Genomic DNA, 18,302 nt, shown 5'->3' on the forward strand with positions numbered 1-18,302 from the left:
CGCTTCTACCAATAATTTGCACATCTTGGGCATTAACGGTTAAATTTCCCCCCTTAGCAGTCACCTGTGCCCCACCCGAAACTCCCAAGGTATTAGTTGTAATGCTCAAATCACCCACATTCCCTGTTGAATTTGACCCTGCTGAAGCAGACAAGGTACTGGCAACCTGATTATCAGCGCTTCTACCAATAATTTGCACATCTTGGGCATTAACGGTTAAATTTCCCCCCTTGCCTGCACTGCTTGTACCAGCAGTCACCTGTGCCCCACCCGAAACTCGCAAGGTATTAGCATTGATATTGACATCGCCACCTTGCCCGTTTGCTTTTGATTGCACCTGATTAGCAATTTGACTCCTATTATCAAGACTAATTGCTCCAGTTGCATTAACTTCAATATTTCCCGCCTTACTATTATCAGAATCCAGTTCACTATCTATTCCTACCAACAGTCTACTCTCTCCTGTCATCTCTAAATTCCGAGCATTAACCGCGATACTACCACCATCACCAGCAGTAACTCTTACTCTCGCGCCATTGCTCAGAAAAACATCACTTCTTTCTACACCATCCGGAAAACTCAAGCTCAGATTATTACCATCCCCATTCAACCCAACTGTTCCCGTACCAGAAGACCCACCTAACTCAACTCGCCCACCAAAAGCAAACAATCTTCCACCATCCATTTTGATATCACCGCCTACCAACAGCAAACTATTGCCATCTGGTACGCCCAAATCAACTGAGTTATTTTCGATAGATGCGGTTTTGATTTGATTAAATAGTAAAGCGGAAGGATTGACCGTCAGCAGGGATGAAGAACTTTCTGGATTTGTAGCACTAAAAAAACCTTGATTACCAAATGCGATCGCCGACGCTGTAGTCGCTACAAAAGAACCGCGAATATCCAGCCTCGCACCTTGGCCAAAAATAATTCCGTTAGGATTTATCAAAAACAAATTAGCTGTGCCATTAGCGCGAATTAACCCATCAATCTGAGAAACTGACCCACCTGTTACTCGACTGATAATATTTTGAATATTTACAGAATTATTAAACAAAGCAACGCCGTTAATCGGGACAGAAAACTCCCGAAAGCTGTGGAACAAGTTGCCACCTGCTGGGGTTCCTCCTTCAATGATGCTGTTGTTCCCTTCTAATTTGACACTAGAGTTCTTGGGCAAAGTGCCATCCGGGATAATTTGGGCAAAAACGCAATTTGTACTGCAAATGTTTGAACCACATATTGCAATTCCGATAAACCAGCCCCAACGAATACTTATCTTAGACATTGCACCCCTCTAAGCAAACAACGATCGCTAAACTTTTGGTTATGTCACACCACTAATGTGGGTTTACGGTGGTTGCAGTCACCTCTGGATAATTCTCTGTTGCGATCGCGTTAGTTTTACGCAAAACTTGCTAATTTATTTACATAAATTTATACAACATAATTCATTAGTCGATGCGATCGCATTGTCAGTCGATGCAATCGCATTGTCACCCAATACAATCGAATTGTCAGGCGAAACAATGGCATTGTCAGTCAATACAATGGCATTGTCACCCAATACAATCGAATTGTCAGGCGAAACAATGGCATTGTCAGTCAATACAATGGCATTGTAAGTTGATGCGATCGCATCTGCTTAAGTAAATACAGCCCTGTTCTACCAACACGTGGATCTGCCGGGACATCCACGGTATAAGTTCCCTCGCTAGGCTGTTGGTTTAAATACGTATAAAGCGATTAGACATAGGAGTGAAAATTAATTCTGCGTTGCCCGAAATCTTTGGTAGGCACAATTCATGAATTGTGCCTACGTCATTTCACCAGATGTCTATTCTGCTTTGGCAGAAAAATTGGCAAATTTAGTCCGCAACTTTTGCTTTGATGAAATTATCGACTTAACTGAGGAAAATACCCAATTATGAACAGCAAAACTAAATTCTTGACTTTTGTCACCGTAACACTAACAATTTCTTCTTTGGCTATTAGTACAGTTGTAGCAAAGGCGAAACTAACGAATCAGTCAAAACTGTTTATTAACGGTATTGGCAGAGTACAAGTTGGCATGACTGTCCCGGAAGCGGCAAAGGCTGCTGGTACTAAGCTAGTGGGCGATCCACCAAATAATAATTGCTATTATGTTAAGCCACAAAATGAACCCAAAAATCTTTCGTTCATGGTGACAAAAGGTCGGATTTCTAGAGTAGATGTGAGGCAAAATAATCAGATTACTACCCTCAAAGGTGCAAAAATTGGCGACACAGAAGCGCAAATCAAGTCGCTTTATCCAGGACAAATTCAAGTCACACCTCATAAATACGTCCAAAACGGACATTACCTAACTTTCATCCCGAAAGACCGTAGCGATCGCAACTATCGTCTAATCTTCGAGACTGATGGTAAACTTGTCACTGAGTTCAGAGCGGGTAAATTGCCGGAAGTCGAATATGTTGAGGGGTGTTCTTAATTTAATCATCTTGCACAAATGCAAAATTTGCCCTCATCCCCCAACCCCCTTCTCCCAATTTTGCAAGAAGGAAAGCCTATTTCAAAGTCCCTCTTCCAAGCTTGGGAGAGGGATTTAGGGTGAGGGCTGATATTACTCCTCATTTATCGACTTTACTTCTTCTGGTAGTAAGGTAGTTTCATCTTTAGGACGTTCGCCATCTAAGGATTTGGCTATAGTTGTATAGGGTTTGATAATTAGACCGACACCAATTGTCCAACCTAATGTAACCATCCAACCTGCGAGAATATCACTGGGAAAATGAACCCCCAGATAGAGACGACACCACGCAATAGCTATGATATATAAACTGCCTAATATGAGAACCAACCAGCGCCAGGAGCTAGCCCAAGTTAAAAATAGCAAAATTGCTACCAGAGTTATACTAGTCATGGCATGAGCACTGGGAAATGCAAAACTAGACTCAGGTGCAATGGACTGCCACAATTGTGGACGCACTCGATGCATTAATTGTTTTGCTGTGCGGTTGATGATGATGCTTCCTGCTGAGGTGGTAAGTAAATAAGCTAGCGATCGCCAGCGTTTTTGAAGTAGTAACATCAGGGCGATCGCACCCAAAATCAGCATCGCCATCCCAGGCAACCCAATTGTAGCTAGGGTGACAGCTAAAACATCTAACTGTGGGTTGGTTATAGAATGAACCGCTAACAAAATCGGTACATCCCACGGAAAACCTGCTTGATTTTCCCATATCTTCACTGTCAGGATTTCAAATATCTGCAAAGGTAAATATACTCCGATCAGGAGGAGTAAGAGCGATCGCCAACGAGCAATCAGCAGGTTTTTGAGAAAATCAAACGGCGACTGACTCTCTTTATTGATTTGTTTCTCTTTTTCCATATCTAAGTTAAAAAAACCGATCGACGGCTTCACTGATTACAAATTATTGGAAACTTGAGAAGTTCCACAATGTTTACAGTACGACAAATGTTTATAAGTAAGATTATGACAGTTCTGGCATTCAATGTACTGATAATATCCGCAGTGTGGACAGTAAGTATCAAGATGTCGAATTTTCTTGGCACAATTGATACAGCGTGATTTTTGAACTCTGCTAGCTGCTTGGACTTTAGCGTTAAAGACAAATTTTTGAAAAAACTGGATGATTCCAAAACCAATAACTGGAATCAGCAAGATATAAATATAATTTATCAGGAAAAGTAAACCGCCAAAAATGGCGCTGACTATATCAAATAAAAATTTAAATATTGCACCTATTTGCAGAAATTCAAATATTTTAACGATTAATGGGATAAAAAAGATAACTAGCAAATGCCAGCTAATTAGCGAAACAAGTCCATATCCTCTTCTTTGGGCAAATTTGTGAACTGATAAGGCAATGAGAATCAGTGGTAAAAGAAAGAGAGACTGAAAACCAAGCTGAATACTTGGATACCAAAATGATGCCTGCTGATAGCCTTTATCTACTTCTTTAAATCGATTGTCATCTTTAAGAAAGGCTATAAAACTAATGCTTTCCGGTTTGGCAAGTAGTTCATTTTTAAGAGTGAAATTTTCTTGTTTAAGAGTAGAAATTTGGCGATTATTTTCTTCTAATGCCTGTTTAGTTTTTTCTGCACTGACTTGATTAATTGATTGTTCGCGGCTCTGACCTGCAATTTTTTCTAATAACGTTGAGTCATACTCAGATTTAATAGTGCTATTGGCTTGTTCCAGCCTACTAATTTTTGCTTGTTTTTGATCGATAGTTTTGATAATTTGCTGCTTTTCAGAATTCTTAATCTTATCTTTGTAATCGGCATATTGCAAACACGTTTGAGAAACCTTACCCAGATGTCCTGCTTCGGCTTGTTGATAGTTTTGCCGAAAACTAAATTGATTGTTCGTGTAAGATGACAATGAAAGTCTAACAATTTCATAGTCTTTATCTGTAGTAGTTTTTGTCCGGTAATTTTGCCACTCTGAATAACATGGATAAGCCTCAGTCGGACTGATATGCCATCTGCTAATATCATCAAGTCCAGTAAAAACATTAATTAAGATAAAAATATCAATTATAATAATGACAGTCAAACTGACTTTATTCAGTGGCTCGTTGTTGATTGTCCTTGATTGACTAAAAAATTGACTCAAAATTCGGCGGATTCTGGCAAACATATTGTATTTTAAATAAATGTAAATTCAATCCGAATCAATCTTATCCGATCGCTAGTGAATAGCTGGACAAAAATACATCTACCTATCTGAAGATTTATTAACTGCTGACGAAAAACAAAATCTCCAACAACTTTTACGAAGTCGGGAATCTATGGCTTTCAATTCTCACAAATCAGGCTGGGGTCAAAAATATCATGATTTTCACCTAAAGTTGAGACAATTGATGACTAGACCTCTTGCAAAAGTCCCCTAAACCCCACCCCCAGCCCCTAAGAGCAGGCTCTTAGGGGAGACTTTGACGTAAGTCAAAGGCGGGGTGGGATTCTTATTTTGGATTTATGCAAGAAGTCTACTGTGTACCCTAACTCAATACCGCTTGGTTAAGAATATTCGTAGATTGGGTTGAGGAACAAACCCCATCAAATGTTGGGTTTCGTTCCTCAACCCAACCTACACATTTCTATTTTTTAGACAAAACCTACGCAGTATTGCAACCCTATTTAGCAGCGAAGTAGGCTTCTAATGCCTCAGAACCACCAATTAATTTACCATCGATAAATACTTGGGGAACTGTTGTCGCACCTGCAACTGCTTTTAACGACCGTGTGGTGATATCCTTGCCCAAGGTAATTTCTTCGTAGTTGATGCCATGTTCCTTGAGCATTGCCTTAGCACGGGCACAGAAAGGACAACCGACTTTCGCAAACAGGGAAACTACTTCGGGCTTAACTGCTTGAGGATTGATATATCTGAGCATTGTCTCAGCATCCGACACCTTAAAGGGATCTCCTGGCTCCTCTGGTTCAATGAACATCTGGTTAATTACACCATCTCTCACCAGCATAGAATAGCGCCACGATCGCTTCCCAAACCCCAAGTCTGATTTATCTACCAACAGACCCATACCTTCAGTAAATTCGCCATTACCATCAGGAAGTAGTGTAATATTTTCTACCTCTTGATCCTTTGCCCATTCATTCATCACAAAGGCATCATTAACAGAAATACAGATAATGTCATCGACACCATTTGCTTTGAAAACCGGAGCTAATTCGTTGTAGCCAGGGAGATGAGTAGATGAACAAGTCGGAGTATAAGCACCCGGTAAAGAGAAGACAACTACTGTCTTATTAGCAAATAGCTGGTCGGTTGTCACATCCACCCACTCGTTGTTATTGCGAGTATGAAAAGTGACATTGGGTACTCTTTGTCCTCGATGATTGGGTAACATAATTTTGCTTGTCTTTAGTAATCAATTCCAGTCATAACTTATCATGGGAGAACTGGTACAATGTAACTATCAATCGGCTAAGAAACTTCATTCATAAATGGAGCGATCGCTGTTACAAATTCAGTGGTTGATTCATAAGGTAGAACATTACGCCCATTTATTTTTATACCTCGACTTTTAGGCAAACAAGCAAGGTAGTGAGCCAAGCGTTCATCTGGCGTTTCTTTTTTCTTGTCTTGGCTAATACTCGATGCAGTTTCCCCCATAACCGTTAATGTTGGTTGCTGAATCGAGGCGATAAAACTAGTATAATCATCTCGCCAAAACCCTGCTAAAAAAGAAAATACTGCGTGGCGGCTAGCAGGATTTTCTGCACCTGCAAGCAATGTATTTAACCACTCTGCATCCACAGCATTTTCAGAAGCAAAGAGTTGACGAATCGAGAAAGAACGTAAAAATTTTGGGGTGCGTGCATAGCGATAAAAAGCACTGCCAAAAGGCAAATCTAGCACATTCCAAAGGAATTTTCCCTGCCATTCTGGTGGTTTATTTGTCATCAAAGCCCACGCTGGCGGCCCAGAAAGTACTAGTCCGGCAATTAAATTTGATTCCTTTTGGACTAATTGGATCGCAACTGGCAATAAAGCGCCTTGCACTACAACAATAACAGGTTTTTGGACTACTGTTTGTAAAAAGGACTGCAACTGTTCTGCCCAATCACTAGGAGTGTAAGCTATACGGGGCATATCACTTTCACCACATCCTAGTAAATCAGGGTTGTAAATTGAATTACGCTGACCTGTACTATACCACTGACGACAAAATCGCTGCCAAAATCGCCGCGACAATCCCACGCCAATCGGATGAATTAATAGTAAGGGAACGCCCTCAGACGTTGTATTGATTGGTTGATGAACTTCGTAGGCGCAACGATAATTCTGCCAACTGTAAAACTGGTTAGGAGATGCTGTCAAATTTGTTGTGTTAGCTACAGCAGATGGTTGCATAATTCCTAGTTTTTAATACTTGCTAAAAAATTATCTGTGGATGAATCAGCTCGTAGCCAGCTTCTTTGAGCTTTTCATTCGATACCCAAGCATTATATGGGCGAGTACTCTTAATAGATGTATCCCATTTGACCTTGGGTAAATTATGTTTTTCAAATAAGCTATCTAGCAAGTCTCGGCTGGTGAGATGTGCATCATCTACCAGATTGTAAATTCCTTGCAAACGACGGTGACGAGCGAATTCTATCGCACCAACAATATCATCTAGATGAACCCAATTTGTGATATCTTCCCCATTGCCTGGACGGGTTGTAGCAGAATATCTACGAAATATTTTCAACAGTTCTCTACCAGTTCCATAAATCCCTCCTAAGCGGAAAATACAAACACGGAGATTTTCGTTAGATGCTGATAGCAAAACATCTTCTGTTTTGCGGAGAATTTGGGCATTTAAATTAGCAGGTGCAAGCGGTGTTTCTTCATCTACCCATACACCATTCCTGTCACCATATACTGTATAACTACCTGTGTATATTATTTGTTTTACACTCTTAATCTGTTGTAAGGACGAAACTAAAGTTTGGGCAGTTTGTAGATAAGTTTCTTCATAAACTTCTCCACTTTTTGCCCCAACACTCAGAAGTACAACATCTTGATTGTGCAAAACTGATTTTAGACTATCTATGTCATTACCACAAGTAACTACAACTCTTTGAGATACTGATTGTAGGGTAGAGACACGCTCAGGCGAAGTCGTGGTTACACTGACAACAAAATTCATATCTTGCTGCCAATATTGAGCAACTTTATAACCAACATAACCACAACCAATGATTGCAACGTTCATGACAAATTAGACACAAATAAATTAAACTACTCGTTGAGAGGAGATTCTCAATTAATTGTCTGGAAGTCAATAATTTTAACAGTCCAGAGCTAATAGTCAATAATTAATAGTACAGAAATTTTTATATCATGACTATTTTGCTAATTCTTTCTCAATTGTGGCAATTATCTCTGGTGAATTTGGCTGGACACTACTATTAAATCGAGCTACCACTTCACCTTGCTTATTAACTAAAAATTTTTCTAAGTTCCAAGCGAGATTCCCCCTTGGCTCAACGGCTTTAGTAAGTCGCTCATAAAGTGGATGCTGCTGTGAGCCTTTGGCATGAAGTTTATTGAATAGTTCAAAGGTAACACCATATTTACTCGTGCAGAATTGCACAATTTCTTCATTGCTTCCTGGTTCCTGCACTCCAAAATCATTACAAGGGAACTCTAAAATACGTAAATCTGCTTCTTCATACTTTTGGTTCAACTTTTCTAACCCCTCGTATTGAGAAGTATAACCGCAGAAGGAAGCCACATTTACAATTAAAAGTGCCTTTTTGGTGTAGTTGTTTAATTGCTTATCTTCACCGTTGATGGTCTTGACTGCAATATCCGAAATTGTGTTACTCATCTTAAATCTGATTTATAGGGAATATTGCCAAGTCTCCCATATTACAGGTACTCTAAATCCGGTTTCTTTAAGGAAATTAGGTTTGTTAGCCTTGTTGTAACAATTCTATGTGAGTCATGTAGTTGCAAAACGCTGTATCTTGTATAAATAGCTCGGCCAAGCCGCTATCTTAAGATAAGCGTGGGAAATCTGCGTAGTTATATTTGATCACAAAAACCCAAAAAATGTGTTTTATGATACAGTTTTTTGGGTTTGAGTAAATAGACAATCAGTCAAATTTATCCGTTAGGCATAAATTTACCAAAGTGAAATCAGGAACTAGTACAACGGGCGCGTAAATAAACCACCTATTCCAAATCAATAAACGCTTATGATGTATACCTGTTTGACTTTTGACCGAAGAACAGAAGGATATAAGCCCCTAAATTTATTTATGGGGATTATTAATTTTGAATTTTGAATTTCCCGTACCCCTGCTCTTAAGCAAGCTACGCGTAGCGGACGCACCAGAAGGGGTTGACTTCCGCCTTGCGGCACTAGTCTCATAATTTCTGTGAAGGAATGTTTATGTTTTGATTTAGTCAGAGTTTTTAATATTAGAAAAAGTGTGTTTCCAGAAAAATAAATAACTGATACGGAGAATGAGATGATTATTTACTAAAAGTGTTGACTAAAAACTGAATTTGTTAGCTTAATTAAAGTATTTGATTTTGCTAAGTATATTACCTTGTGAAAATTTTATGCTTAAAGGCTTAAGAGTTAGTATGCTGCTATTGGCAGTGATGGGAAATTTGGCATGGTCATTTAGTGCCAAGGCAAATTTTAACGGCAAACTCACCGTGGAAATTGATGGCTTGAAGAATAAAGAAGGACAAGTCTGTGCCAGTATATTTGCTAGCAGTAAAGGATTTCCTAGCGATCGCGATCGCGTCTTACAAAAGCAGTGTACCAAGATTACTGAAAATCCTTTACCAATTACCTTTGATAACTTGAAAGCAGGTAGTTACGCCGTTGCTGTCTTCCACGATCAAAATAATGACCGCACTCTCAATAGCAATATTTTTGGTATACCAAGCGAAGGTTTTGGATTTTCCAGCAACCCAGAAATTCGCACAAGAGCGCCCAAATTTAGCGAAGCAGTATTTTTAGTAGCAGGGCCAGATACCAATATCCAAATCCAGTTGAAATATTTTTAAAAGGACAAGCGATCGCCCTTGTTTTTGCCGCCCTATAGGCTCTCCTTCTTGCAAAGGTAAACTGACTTGACTCTCAAGGTTGCAGAGAATGGTACCCAGGCAAGTACCACAGTTGACCAGAATAAGCTAATTGGTGCGATCGCAGCCTTCAAAAAAAAAGATGTATTGTATATCACTCCTTCAAACATTTGCCTACTGGTTTCTGCTTTCTTACTGCCTAGACACGAGAAAAATATGAATAATACACAAAGCTTAGTATTTATGTATACATTTATCAGCCAACAATGTGAAGAATATGCAAAGATGAGTATTTAAGCATAGACATCTAACTAAGATGCTGATTATGTAGTTATTTTGAGGCTTTTGAGATGTTCTCTATTTTCAAGCTAGACATCCACGAATAACCCACAAGGAGGGCATCAAAATCCTTTTCTCAATTGAGAGTCAATTGTTGACTATTTTCTCTTATAGTAGGATTTAGGCGCTGGCAAAAAACCAAGTATAAAGGGCGAATTTTAGGCATTTAATTGTCATATTTTTTGATGATTGTTCAGTGATTTCTATTGAATCAAAGACGATCAAAAAAGCCTCAAATAACCGATTCCGAATACGTACACTCATTAATTTGTACAGTGCTTAAGACTTAGATAGTTAGGAGAATAGTTGGATAATTGCAACGTAAAAGCCTTGGAATAGGGTGAATATTAGAGAAATATTACTTTTCTTCAAGAGTGACATGAAAGTATGCCGAAAACGTCAAATTTCGCCAAATTCTTTGTGCCCTAAAAATGTACAAACCGCAGGTTGAGAACTGAAAGTTACTGAAAAAATAGATTTAGATAGGTAGAAAGTTATGGCAAATATCAATGGCACTAACGGTAATGATACTCTCTATGGGACAACGAGTGATGACCTGATTAATGGTTTAGCAGGTGACGATAAACTATATGGTAAGAGAAGCTACGACATCCTCAACGGTGATGCTGGTAACGATTACTTGAATGTTGACTATTCATCAGGCAATACTACTCTCAACGGTGGCACTGGTGATGATACATTGAATGCTGAACATTCATCAGGCAATAACTTGCTTTTTGGAGGCGATGGCAATGATACTTTCTTGACCTCTAACGATATTCTCTCAACCTCTAACTCCTATATCTTCTATGGTAATAACACCCTTAACGGTGGCAATGGGAATGACACCTTTTATTATAATAAGGTAATTGATTATGTTAATGACTTGACAACTGGTGGCGGCGGCAAGGATAAATTTGTTTACGCTGGCGGTAAGGGCGCTTCTGGTATCATTACCATCACTGATTTCAGTGGCATTGGTAAAAACTCAAACCCATCAGCGGTGGTAATTGCCGAAGTGGATACCTTGCAATTTACAGGAGCTGAGCAATTCACTGCCAGAAATTTGCTATTAACTCAAAATGGTAACGATTTAGAAATCACCTTTGAAGGGAAAGGTCGTGCCAAAGTGTTCTTGCAGAACTTTGCCTTGGAAAACCTAGACAATTTAGCCGAGGTTGGCAATATTCTGTTTGATGGGCAAACTACTATCACAGACAGCTTTGATGTCTTCAATGCCGACTCTACCCAAAGCACTATCTTTAACAAGAACACAGTCACCTTCCTTAACGACCTCGACAATAATGTTAACGGCTTTGACAACTCAGATGATGTGATTAATGGTCAAGGGGGTGATGACCTCATTGACGGTAAAGGTGGCAATGACGTTTTGAGGGGTGGTGTAGCAGGAAATGATACTCTCATTGGTAGTGCTGGTGACGATACCTTAAGTGGTAGCGATTCATCAGGCAATAAGCTATTGAATGGGGGCGATGGCAATGATTTTCTCTCCGTCTCTAACTCTTCTACCGAACTGCTGTACTACTCCTACCGAAAAAAAGACTTGTATGACAAAAATACCCTTAACGGTGGTGCTGGTGACGATACCTTAAGTGCTAGCAATTTACCAATCGATAACCTGCTCTCTGGGGGCGATGGCAATGATTCTCTTTCCGTTTCTGACGCCTTTGGTAATAATACCCTCAACGGTGGTAATGGCGATGATGTCCTCATAGATGGCAATGGCAAAAATATCTTCACAGGTGGCGGTGGCAAGGATAAATTTGTTTACAACTCTTTCCTCTACAACAATAGTAAGATTGCTGATTTCGGTGCCGTAGGTAAAGGTACAAACCCGACAGCAGCAGTCATTGCCGAAGTGGACACCCTAACATTTCAAGATGCAGGCTTGACGGCCAAAAATCTGCTGTTGACTCAGAATGGCAACAATCTGGAAATCACCTTTTCTGGAGTGTTTGGTAGTCGCAAACTCATCCTGGAAAACTTTGCCCTGGAAAACTTAGATAACCTAAGCTTATCTACAGGAGCCACTCTAGACTTGGGCAATATTTTGTTTTATGGGCAAACTACCATCACAGACAGCTTTGATGTCTTCAATGCCAACTCCACCCAAAACACTATCTTCAACAAAAACACTGTCACCTTTCTTAATGACCTCGACAATAATGTTAACGGCTTTGACAACTCAGATGATGTGATTAATGGTCAAGGGGGCGATGACATCATTGATGGCAAAAGTGGCAACGACCTTTTGAGGGGTGGTGCAGGCAATAATACTCTCAACGGTGGTGCTGGTAATGATACCTTGAATGCTGACTATTTACTAGGCGATAATTTGCTCTCTGGGGGCAATGGCAATGATTTTCTCTTTGCCTCTGGCTATCAGTACAACTCCGGCCCCTTGTACTACGGTCCATACGACCTTCTCTGGTTAGGAAATAATACCCTCAACGGTGGTGCAGGTAACGATACCTTGAGTGCTAGGGGTTCAAAGGGCAATAACCTGCTTTCTGGGGGCGATGGTAATGATTCTCTTGACATCTCTGGCTATGAGTCTGGAAGTTCCGGTCAGTACTACTACACCTCCACTAACTCTGTCGCGTCTGGCAATAATACCCTCAATGGTGGTGCTGGTGATGATACCTTGGGTGCTAGCGGTTCAAGAGGCGATAATCTGCTTTTTGGGGGCGATGGCAATGATTTTCTTAACATCTCTGGCGACCAGAATCGAGGTGGCGACTTCTACAACGACTATCGCTCGTCTGGCAATAACACCCTTAACGGTGGCGCTGGTGATGATACCTTAGATGCTAGCGGTTCGACAGGCGATAATCTGCTCTCTGGCGGCGATGGTAATGATGCCTTCTATCTAAGCTTCTTATCCGAATATAATGACCCCTCTAATTCTGATTTGGTGACACAAACGGTAGATGGGGGTAAGGGTAACGATGTGTTGTCCGTCAATTTTGGCAATCCTACCGCAGGAATCACGACAACATTCAATGCCACTACTAACATTGGCTCAATTACGATGGGCACATATAGTGTTAGCTACAAGAATATAGAACGATTAAATATTTCAGGTTCACAGTACAATTTTTCAGGTTTACAGTCCGATGACAACATTGTGGGAAGCAATGGCAACGATACACTCTCTGGGAGCAATGGTGGCAAAGATACGATAGATGGGGGTAAGGGTGACGATTTGTTGTCCGTCGATTACAGCTATTATGCTACAGGGGGGATCACAACGACATTCAATGCCAGTACTAACGTTGGCTCAATTACGGCGGGCACTAATAGTGTTAGCTACAAAAATATCGAACGATTAAATATTTCAGATTCACAGTATGATGACAACATTGTGGGGAACGATGGCAACGATAGGCTCTCTACCGGCTATGGTGGCAAAGATACGATAGATGGCGGTAAGGGTGACGACTTGTTGTCTGTCAATTACAGGTTTGGGTTTCCTACCGAGGGAATCACTTCAACATTCAATGCCAGTACTAACATTGGCTCAATTACGGCGGGCAGGTATAGCGTTAGCTACAAGAATATCGAACGATTAAATATCTTAGGTACAGAGTTCGATGATTTTATTGTGGGGAACGATGGTAACGATAGTCTCTCGACGGGCAGTCGTGGCAAAGATACGATAGATGGGGGTAAGGGTGACGATTTATTTTTATTCTCCGAACATTATTATGTTGCAGCGGGGATCACAACGGCATTCAATGCTACTACTAACGTTGGATCAATTACTGGATTAACTACCGCAGGCACGTATAGCGTTAGCTACAAGAATATCGAACGATTAAATATCTCAGGTACAGAGTTCGATGACAACATTATGGGGAACCGTGGCAACGATACGCTCTCTGGCAATGGTGGCAATGATACGATTATTGGCGGTGCAGGTAATGATAGCTTGAGTGCTGGTGCTTACTTGGTAGGCGGCACTAACCTACTCTCTGGGGATGATGGCAATGATATACTCACAGGTAGCAAGGGTAGTGATAGCCTCTATGGAGGAGGTGGTACTGATACGTTTGTTTTCAATAGTTACAATGAAGGTGTTGATACTATTTATGACTTCAACGCCACCGATGACCTAATTCAGATATCGGCTGCTGGTTTTGAGAACGAGTTATCGCAGTCATCGTTATCATTATCATACGGTAGTCGGTTTATAATCGAAACATCTCCAAGGTTCTCAATAGGTTCACTTTTCGCTAATCAGTTTACAATTGGAATATCTGCAACCACAAGCGATCAACGATTTATCTATGACAATATTACGGGTGCACTATATTTTGACGCCGATGGCAGTGCAAGTGAATTTACTCAAGTAAAATTTGCACAATTTTTGGGTAGTGTGACACTAACTGAAAACAACTTTGTAGTTGTTTAATCTTAAACTAGCGCTCTTTGAGAGCTCTACCCCTGTGAACCCCCAACCCCTCCCCGCTTGCGGCTATGCATTAGTCACATCTTTCTTAACAATCTGGAAACCCTGGTTTTATAACCATCTTGGATACTGATGTCTTAGGCATCTATGACTTATGTACCCTTATTATTCTCGATAAAACTATGTTTTTATTGAGAATTAACGACGAAATCATAAAGGTTAGAAAAAACGTGAGTGAATACTCTCACAAATGTTGAGAAAGATCCGGGTAATGGATAGCCGCTTGCTCTTAGGGGAGAATTTGACGTAAGTCAAAGGCGGGGTGGGGTTCTATGCAAGAAGTCTATTTTATCAGAGGTTGTTTAGCTAAATTCTCTAAATCTACAGATTTAAGCAAATTCATCCACTCCACCGCTAGAGTTGAATCTTCAGGTTTGCTAAGACGTAATTCAGCCAAAGTAGTCAAGGCATCGTACCAAATACCATTCTGGGCATAAAGGTTTACCCGTTGCTGAGGAGTTGCTTGCTTCAAGCTATCTACTAATTTAGGATTTAGATTGGCCCGTTGCACCCATCCTTCTACATACTCCTGTTCTACGGGTTGTTGTGGATTGCAAATGACTTTGATCTTGAAAAACCAGTGATACATCTTGTTTTCTTGCAATGGGGGAGTATTTGCCCTTAAGGGAATGCTAATAATTCCTGGTACTTCTGGTATTGTTACTATTGTTCGGTAAAGAGTTTGACTTGGTTTATTTGACTCATCTTTGAGAACAAATTCAATGGAATCAATTGTAGATTTTTTATAGGGGACAAAAAACCAAAAAGTTGGATATTCCTCATTCGTCAAGCCCCAAACTTTAGTAACAGAAATAGCTTCTGTTTGTCCTTGTTTGAGTCTCTCTTCGTATATAGGTACAAGTGCAATAACAGACTGATTACTAACACCACAACCACGACTTGCAGCTCCGCCGCGATCGCCTGCTGCACCCCTGTCTGGAGGAGGCGGAGGAGGCGAAAAAACGCGACTTGCAGCCCCTCCGCGACCGACTGCTGCACCCCTGTCTGGAGGAGGTGGAGGAGGCGAAAATTTCTTCGGAATGGCCGCAGCTGGTGTCATCGAAATCATTGGAGAATAGCCAATAATTCCCAACCAAGTTATTCCCAATGCCGCAATTAATTGTATTTTTTGGCAATAGCTTTTCATAAAATCTCCTAACTATAGCAAAGTGCTGAGTGCTGTTAGCGGAAGCGGGGCGTTTAGCCCGTGCTGAGTAAAAACCCAGTAATTTTAGGGTTTTGAGCAATCACCAATGTCCTAACTGCCGAGAAGGTTGCTATACTGTACTGTCTGCTGAACAGCGATTTTCATGCTTCAAATTGGCGTTATTATTAATTTTTAAATTTTCTGTTTAAGTAAGTTGTAGCTATTAAACTATTACCTACTAAAGCCAACATAGCAGGAATCAGGGGAACCCAACAACTATATACAATTAAAAATATAAAACAGCTAACGTATAAACTGATAATGGCTATTCCTCCTGCCAAGCTTAGGTAAATGAATCGGTGCAGATAAGCAGTAAACAAACCGCCTAAAAAAGACCAACTCCAAACCCAAACTACCTCACCCCAAAGTGGCCAAGTCCACAACAGAGGTTGTCCATCCAAAGCAGCCCTAAGCAGTTGACTGACCTTCTGACCTTGTAAAAATACTCCTGGTATTGGCTGTAATTTCCCTTGAGGAGTGATGTAGGGAGTTAACCAGTAATCACGAAAAGTTTCTGCTGTTGTGCCAATAATGACTATTTTATCTTTGACTGCATTGGCATTTAGCTTACCCGTTAGCACTTGTTGTAAGGTCATACTTGGTGCGATCGCTTCTGGGGAACCAGAGGAACGATAATTTAATAAAATTTGGTGTCCAAAAGCATCAACTCCTTGATAACCTCCGGTATGAGCTTCTATTGGTTTAAATGTTGCCTTCCCTAATTGCCACGCGCCATCAGGGGTAAATTGTAACCGAATTCCCTTGGTGTACAGGTAACGCAGCGCCAGTTGAACACTTAGGGCATAGGGTGCAGTACAAGGAGATGAGGGCGAAGGAGTTAATGCTAACAGATGGCGACGCACGACATTATCTGAATCTATGGCAATATCGCTAAAACCGAGATTCTGTGAAGAAAGTTCTGGGGGTGGTTTCACACCTGGTTTTCCAGTTTGGGAATCGCTGAGTTGACACACCCCCACAAAGCGATCGCTTTTTCGCATCCTTTCTGCCAATGCTGGATAATCCTTAGCCACTGGATAATCTCGGTATATATCCAAACCAATAACTTGTGGTTGATATGCCTCTAATTTTTCTAACAGTTGGGCAAGTGATTTATCTGACAAGGAACCTTGAGGTTTCTCCGGTTTTTGCGCCTGCACATCTTCTTCTGTCACAGTCACAATCAGTAGGCGTGAGTCTGGTTTTTCAGGAGGACGCAAGCGTACCAGTTGGTCAAATGCACTTAACTCTAATGGTTGCAGCAAGCCCAAATACCGTATCCCAATTAATATTCCAGTTACTACCATGCTCGTCAGTAAGATCAATGATAAGCCAAGCCGACTTGTGGTTCCTTTAATAGGCGTGGTTTTAGACAAAGATGCAGGAAGATTGTGTGTATTTCTAAACAATTTCCCCCAATTCAACGGCATCTCAGCCGGATTTTGAAAGATCACAGGCAACCATGTTGCGCAGGGAAATTGGTTTTCTAATCCCTGTAACCTTTCTCGTGCTTCCCTTACAGCTAAATACAACGAGCCTCCCTGCGCGAAGGCTGACAAAAAATACTTTAAAAATTGCTGCGCGACGCGATCGGGTACAGGCTCTCGCATCACGATAATTTGAGGAATATGTAAATCTGCAAACTCCCATGCCAATCCCAAGCCATCACAGGAATTGAAAATCGCTAGTTGTAGACCTCGTTCTACTGCCTTTTTCAAGGCATACTTTAACTGGCTAATTGTTAGACTTTCTGTTTGATTGATGTAGATTTTTCCTGTTTGATTTGTTTCTTGAGTGGAACTATGTCCGGCGAAAAATAGAATCTGCCAATTCTGCTCCCATAGCTGGTCAGTAAGGTCAAGACATTGTGGTTCAACTAAAAAAGTGATGTCTGTATTGGGTAACAAATTAAGTAGCGCCTGGTCTGCTTTGGTATCAATACCTTGACTGTTACCCAAAATTGCTAAGATTTTTACTTTGTCGTATGTAGTTGCTATGCGGTTAAGATTGACTTGTTCGTAGGCAGGAGCGCTCAGGGCTATTTCCGCTTGGGGATAGCGTTCTAGCAAATCCCAAAGATGCCAGGGGAATTTCTGTAATCGCAGGTCTTTGGTTTGTAAAAGCATCCGAATATTATCCGCAAGCATGAGTTTTTCTAACAATTTCTCACGGATGAAACGAAAGGAATCGGAAGCAAGCCAAGTATTAAAACTTACTTTAAATTCCTGACTCACTTGCTGGCAGTATTCTAGGCTGGGGACTTGGTTAAGTTCTTTTGGTAAACCAATCGGACGAGATGGCAACTTTAAATTACGATAAATAGATTGCCAACGGTGATAATCGCGGAGAATTTCTGGGTTGGGGGGAAGTTCGCCTGTGATTTCCACAGTCGGGCGGACATTTTCATCGCCAATCTGTAGAGTCACGGTAAACCCTTGTTCAAAGTTTCCCTCCCCTAAGTTTAAGATGATTAACTTGTCCACAGCTAGTTCTCCCTAGATGTTGAGTTGTATCTATGTGAGGTGCACCCGTAGGGGCTGGGCACTGCCCATTGGGGTCAATTTAAGCCGAAACCCTTTTCAAACCTCGTTTTCAGCCTCTTGCTGGAAATGCTACTCTTGGCGGCTCTGCCGCGAGTTCGGGAGGCGGAGCCTCAATGAGGGGCATTCCCAGTCTCAGACTGGGAACGAGAC

15 protein-coding genes are annotated in these 18,302 nt (G+C 41.0%); 5 read left to right on the forward strand and 10 right to left on the reverse strand.

Annotated features, from left to right (window positions below; genetic code table 11):
• Both RMY63_RS08950 and RMY63_RS41730 read right to left on the reverse strand, forming a co-directional pair.
• On the reverse strand, positions 1–1,291 hold a 1,291-nt coding region (locus tag RMY63_RS08950; RefSeq protein WP_322728368.1), incomplete at its 3' end, for a filamentous hemagglutinin N-terminal domain-containing protein.
• Between the two features lie 135 nt (positions 1,292–1,426).
• Entirely contained in the window at positions 1,427–1,612 is a 186-nt protein-coding gene (locus RMY63_RS41730) for a hypothetical protein (protein WP_416212495.1), read from the reverse strand.
• Between the two features lie 196 nt (positions 1,613–1,808).
• Between RMY63_RS41730 and RMY63_RS08960 the strand changes: the two genes are divergently transcribed.
• Together RMY63_RS08960 and RMY63_RS08965 are read left to right on the forward strand one after the other, a co-directional pair.
• Positions 1,809–1,934, forward strand: coding sequence for a hypothetical protein (locus RMY63_RS08960; protein WP_322728370.1), 126 nt, complete (start codon positions 1,809–1,811; stop codon positions 1,932–1,934).
• Positions 1,931–2,476 carry a hypothetical protein gene (locus tag RMY63_RS08965; RefSeq protein ID WP_322728371.1) on the forward strand — a complete coding sequence of 182 codons (546 nt, stop codon included), beginning with the start codon at positions 1,931–1,933 and terminating at the stop codon, positions 2,474–2,476. The genes RMY63_RS08960 and RMY63_RS08965 overlap by 4 nt, the downstream gene beginning before the upstream one ends.
• A gap of 132 nt (positions 2,477–2,608) precedes the next feature.
• Here RMY63_RS08965 and RMY63_RS08970 read toward each other — a convergent pair whose 3' ends face one another.
• From RMY63_RS08970 to RMY63_RS08995, 6 genes are all read right to left on the reverse strand, one after another.
• Positions 2,609–3,376 (reverse strand): phosphatase PAP2 family protein, encoded by a 768-nt coding sequence (locus tag RMY63_RS08970; RefSeq protein ID WP_322728399.1) that lies wholly within the window; start codon positions 3,374–3,376, stop codon positions 2,609–2,611.
• Between the two features lie 36 nt (positions 3,377–3,412).
• Positions 3,413–4,654, reverse strand: coding sequence for a hypothetical protein (locus RMY63_RS08975; RefSeq protein ID WP_322728372.1), 1,242 nt, complete (start codon positions 4,652–4,654; stop codon positions 3,413–3,415).
• A 496-nt stretch (positions 4,655–5,150) separates the two neighbouring features.
• Positions 5,151–5,885: a glutathione peroxidase gene (locus RMY63_RS08980; RefSeq protein WP_322728373.1), complete on the reverse strand. Its 735-nt coding sequence runs from the start codon at positions 5,883–5,885 to the stop codon at positions 5,151–5,153.
• 77 nt (positions 5,886–5,962) lie between these two features.
• On the reverse strand, positions 5,963–6,892 hold the full coding sequence (locus RMY63_RS08985) for an alpha/beta hydrolase (protein WP_322728374.1): 930 nt from the start codon (positions 6,890–6,892) through the stop codon (positions 5,963–5,965).
• 22 nt (positions 6,893–6,914) lie between these two features.
• Positions 6,915–7,739 carry an SDR family oxidoreductase gene (locus RMY63_RS08990; RefSeq protein WP_322728375.1) on the reverse strand — a complete coding sequence of 275 codons (825 nt, stop codon included), beginning with the start codon at positions 7,737–7,739 and terminating at the stop codon, positions 6,915–6,917.
• 132 nt (positions 7,740–7,871) lie between these two features.
• A complete protein-coding gene (locus RMY63_RS08995) occupies positions 7,872–8,357 on the reverse strand; it encodes a glutathione peroxidase (RefSeq protein ID WP_322728376.1) in 486 nt (161 codons plus the stop codon).
• 740 nt (positions 8,358–9,097) lie between these two features.
• Here RMY63_RS08995 and RMY63_RS09000 point away from each other — a divergent pair.
• From RMY63_RS09000 to RMY63_RS09010, 3 genes are all read left to right on the forward strand, one after another.
• Positions 9,098–9,553, forward strand: coding sequence for a DUF2141 domain-containing protein (locus RMY63_RS09000; RefSeq protein WP_322728377.1), 456 nt, complete (start codon positions 9,098–9,100; stop codon positions 9,551–9,553).
• A 66-nt stretch (positions 9,554–9,619) separates the two neighbouring features.
• Positions 9,620–9,868 (forward strand): hypothetical protein, encoded by a 249-nt coding sequence (locus RMY63_RS09005; protein ID WP_322728378.1) that lies wholly within the window; start codon positions 9,620–9,622, stop codon positions 9,866–9,868.
• Between the two features lie 538 nt (positions 9,869–10,406).
• Positions 10,407–14,345 (forward strand): calcium-binding protein, encoded by a 3,939-nt coding sequence (locus RMY63_RS09010; protein WP_322728379.1) that lies wholly within the window; start codon positions 10,407–10,409, stop codon positions 14,343–14,345.
• Positions 14,346–14,685: 340 nt separating this feature from the next.
• Here the strand turns inward: RMY63_RS09010 and RMY63_RS09015 are convergent, their stop codons facing one another.
• Positions 14,686–15,549 (reverse strand): DUF928 domain-containing protein, encoded by an 864-nt coding sequence (locus RMY63_RS09015; RefSeq protein ID WP_322728380.1) that lies wholly within the window; start codon positions 15,547–15,549, stop codon positions 14,686–14,688.
• A 185-nt stretch (positions 15,550–15,734) separates the two neighbouring features.
• A complete protein-coding gene (locus tag RMY63_RS09020) occupies positions 15,735–18,092 on the reverse strand; it encodes a CHASE2 domain-containing protein (RefSeq protein ID WP_322728381.1) in 2,358 nt (785 codons plus the stop codon).
• Between the last annotated feature and the right edge of the window lie 210 nt (positions 18,093–18,302).

Source organism: Nostoc sp. ChiQUE01b, assembly GCF_034531255.1.
In the GTDB taxonomy this organism is placed as follows: domain Bacteria; phylum Cyanobacteriota; class Cyanobacteriia; order Cyanobacteriales; family Nostocaceae; genus Nostoc.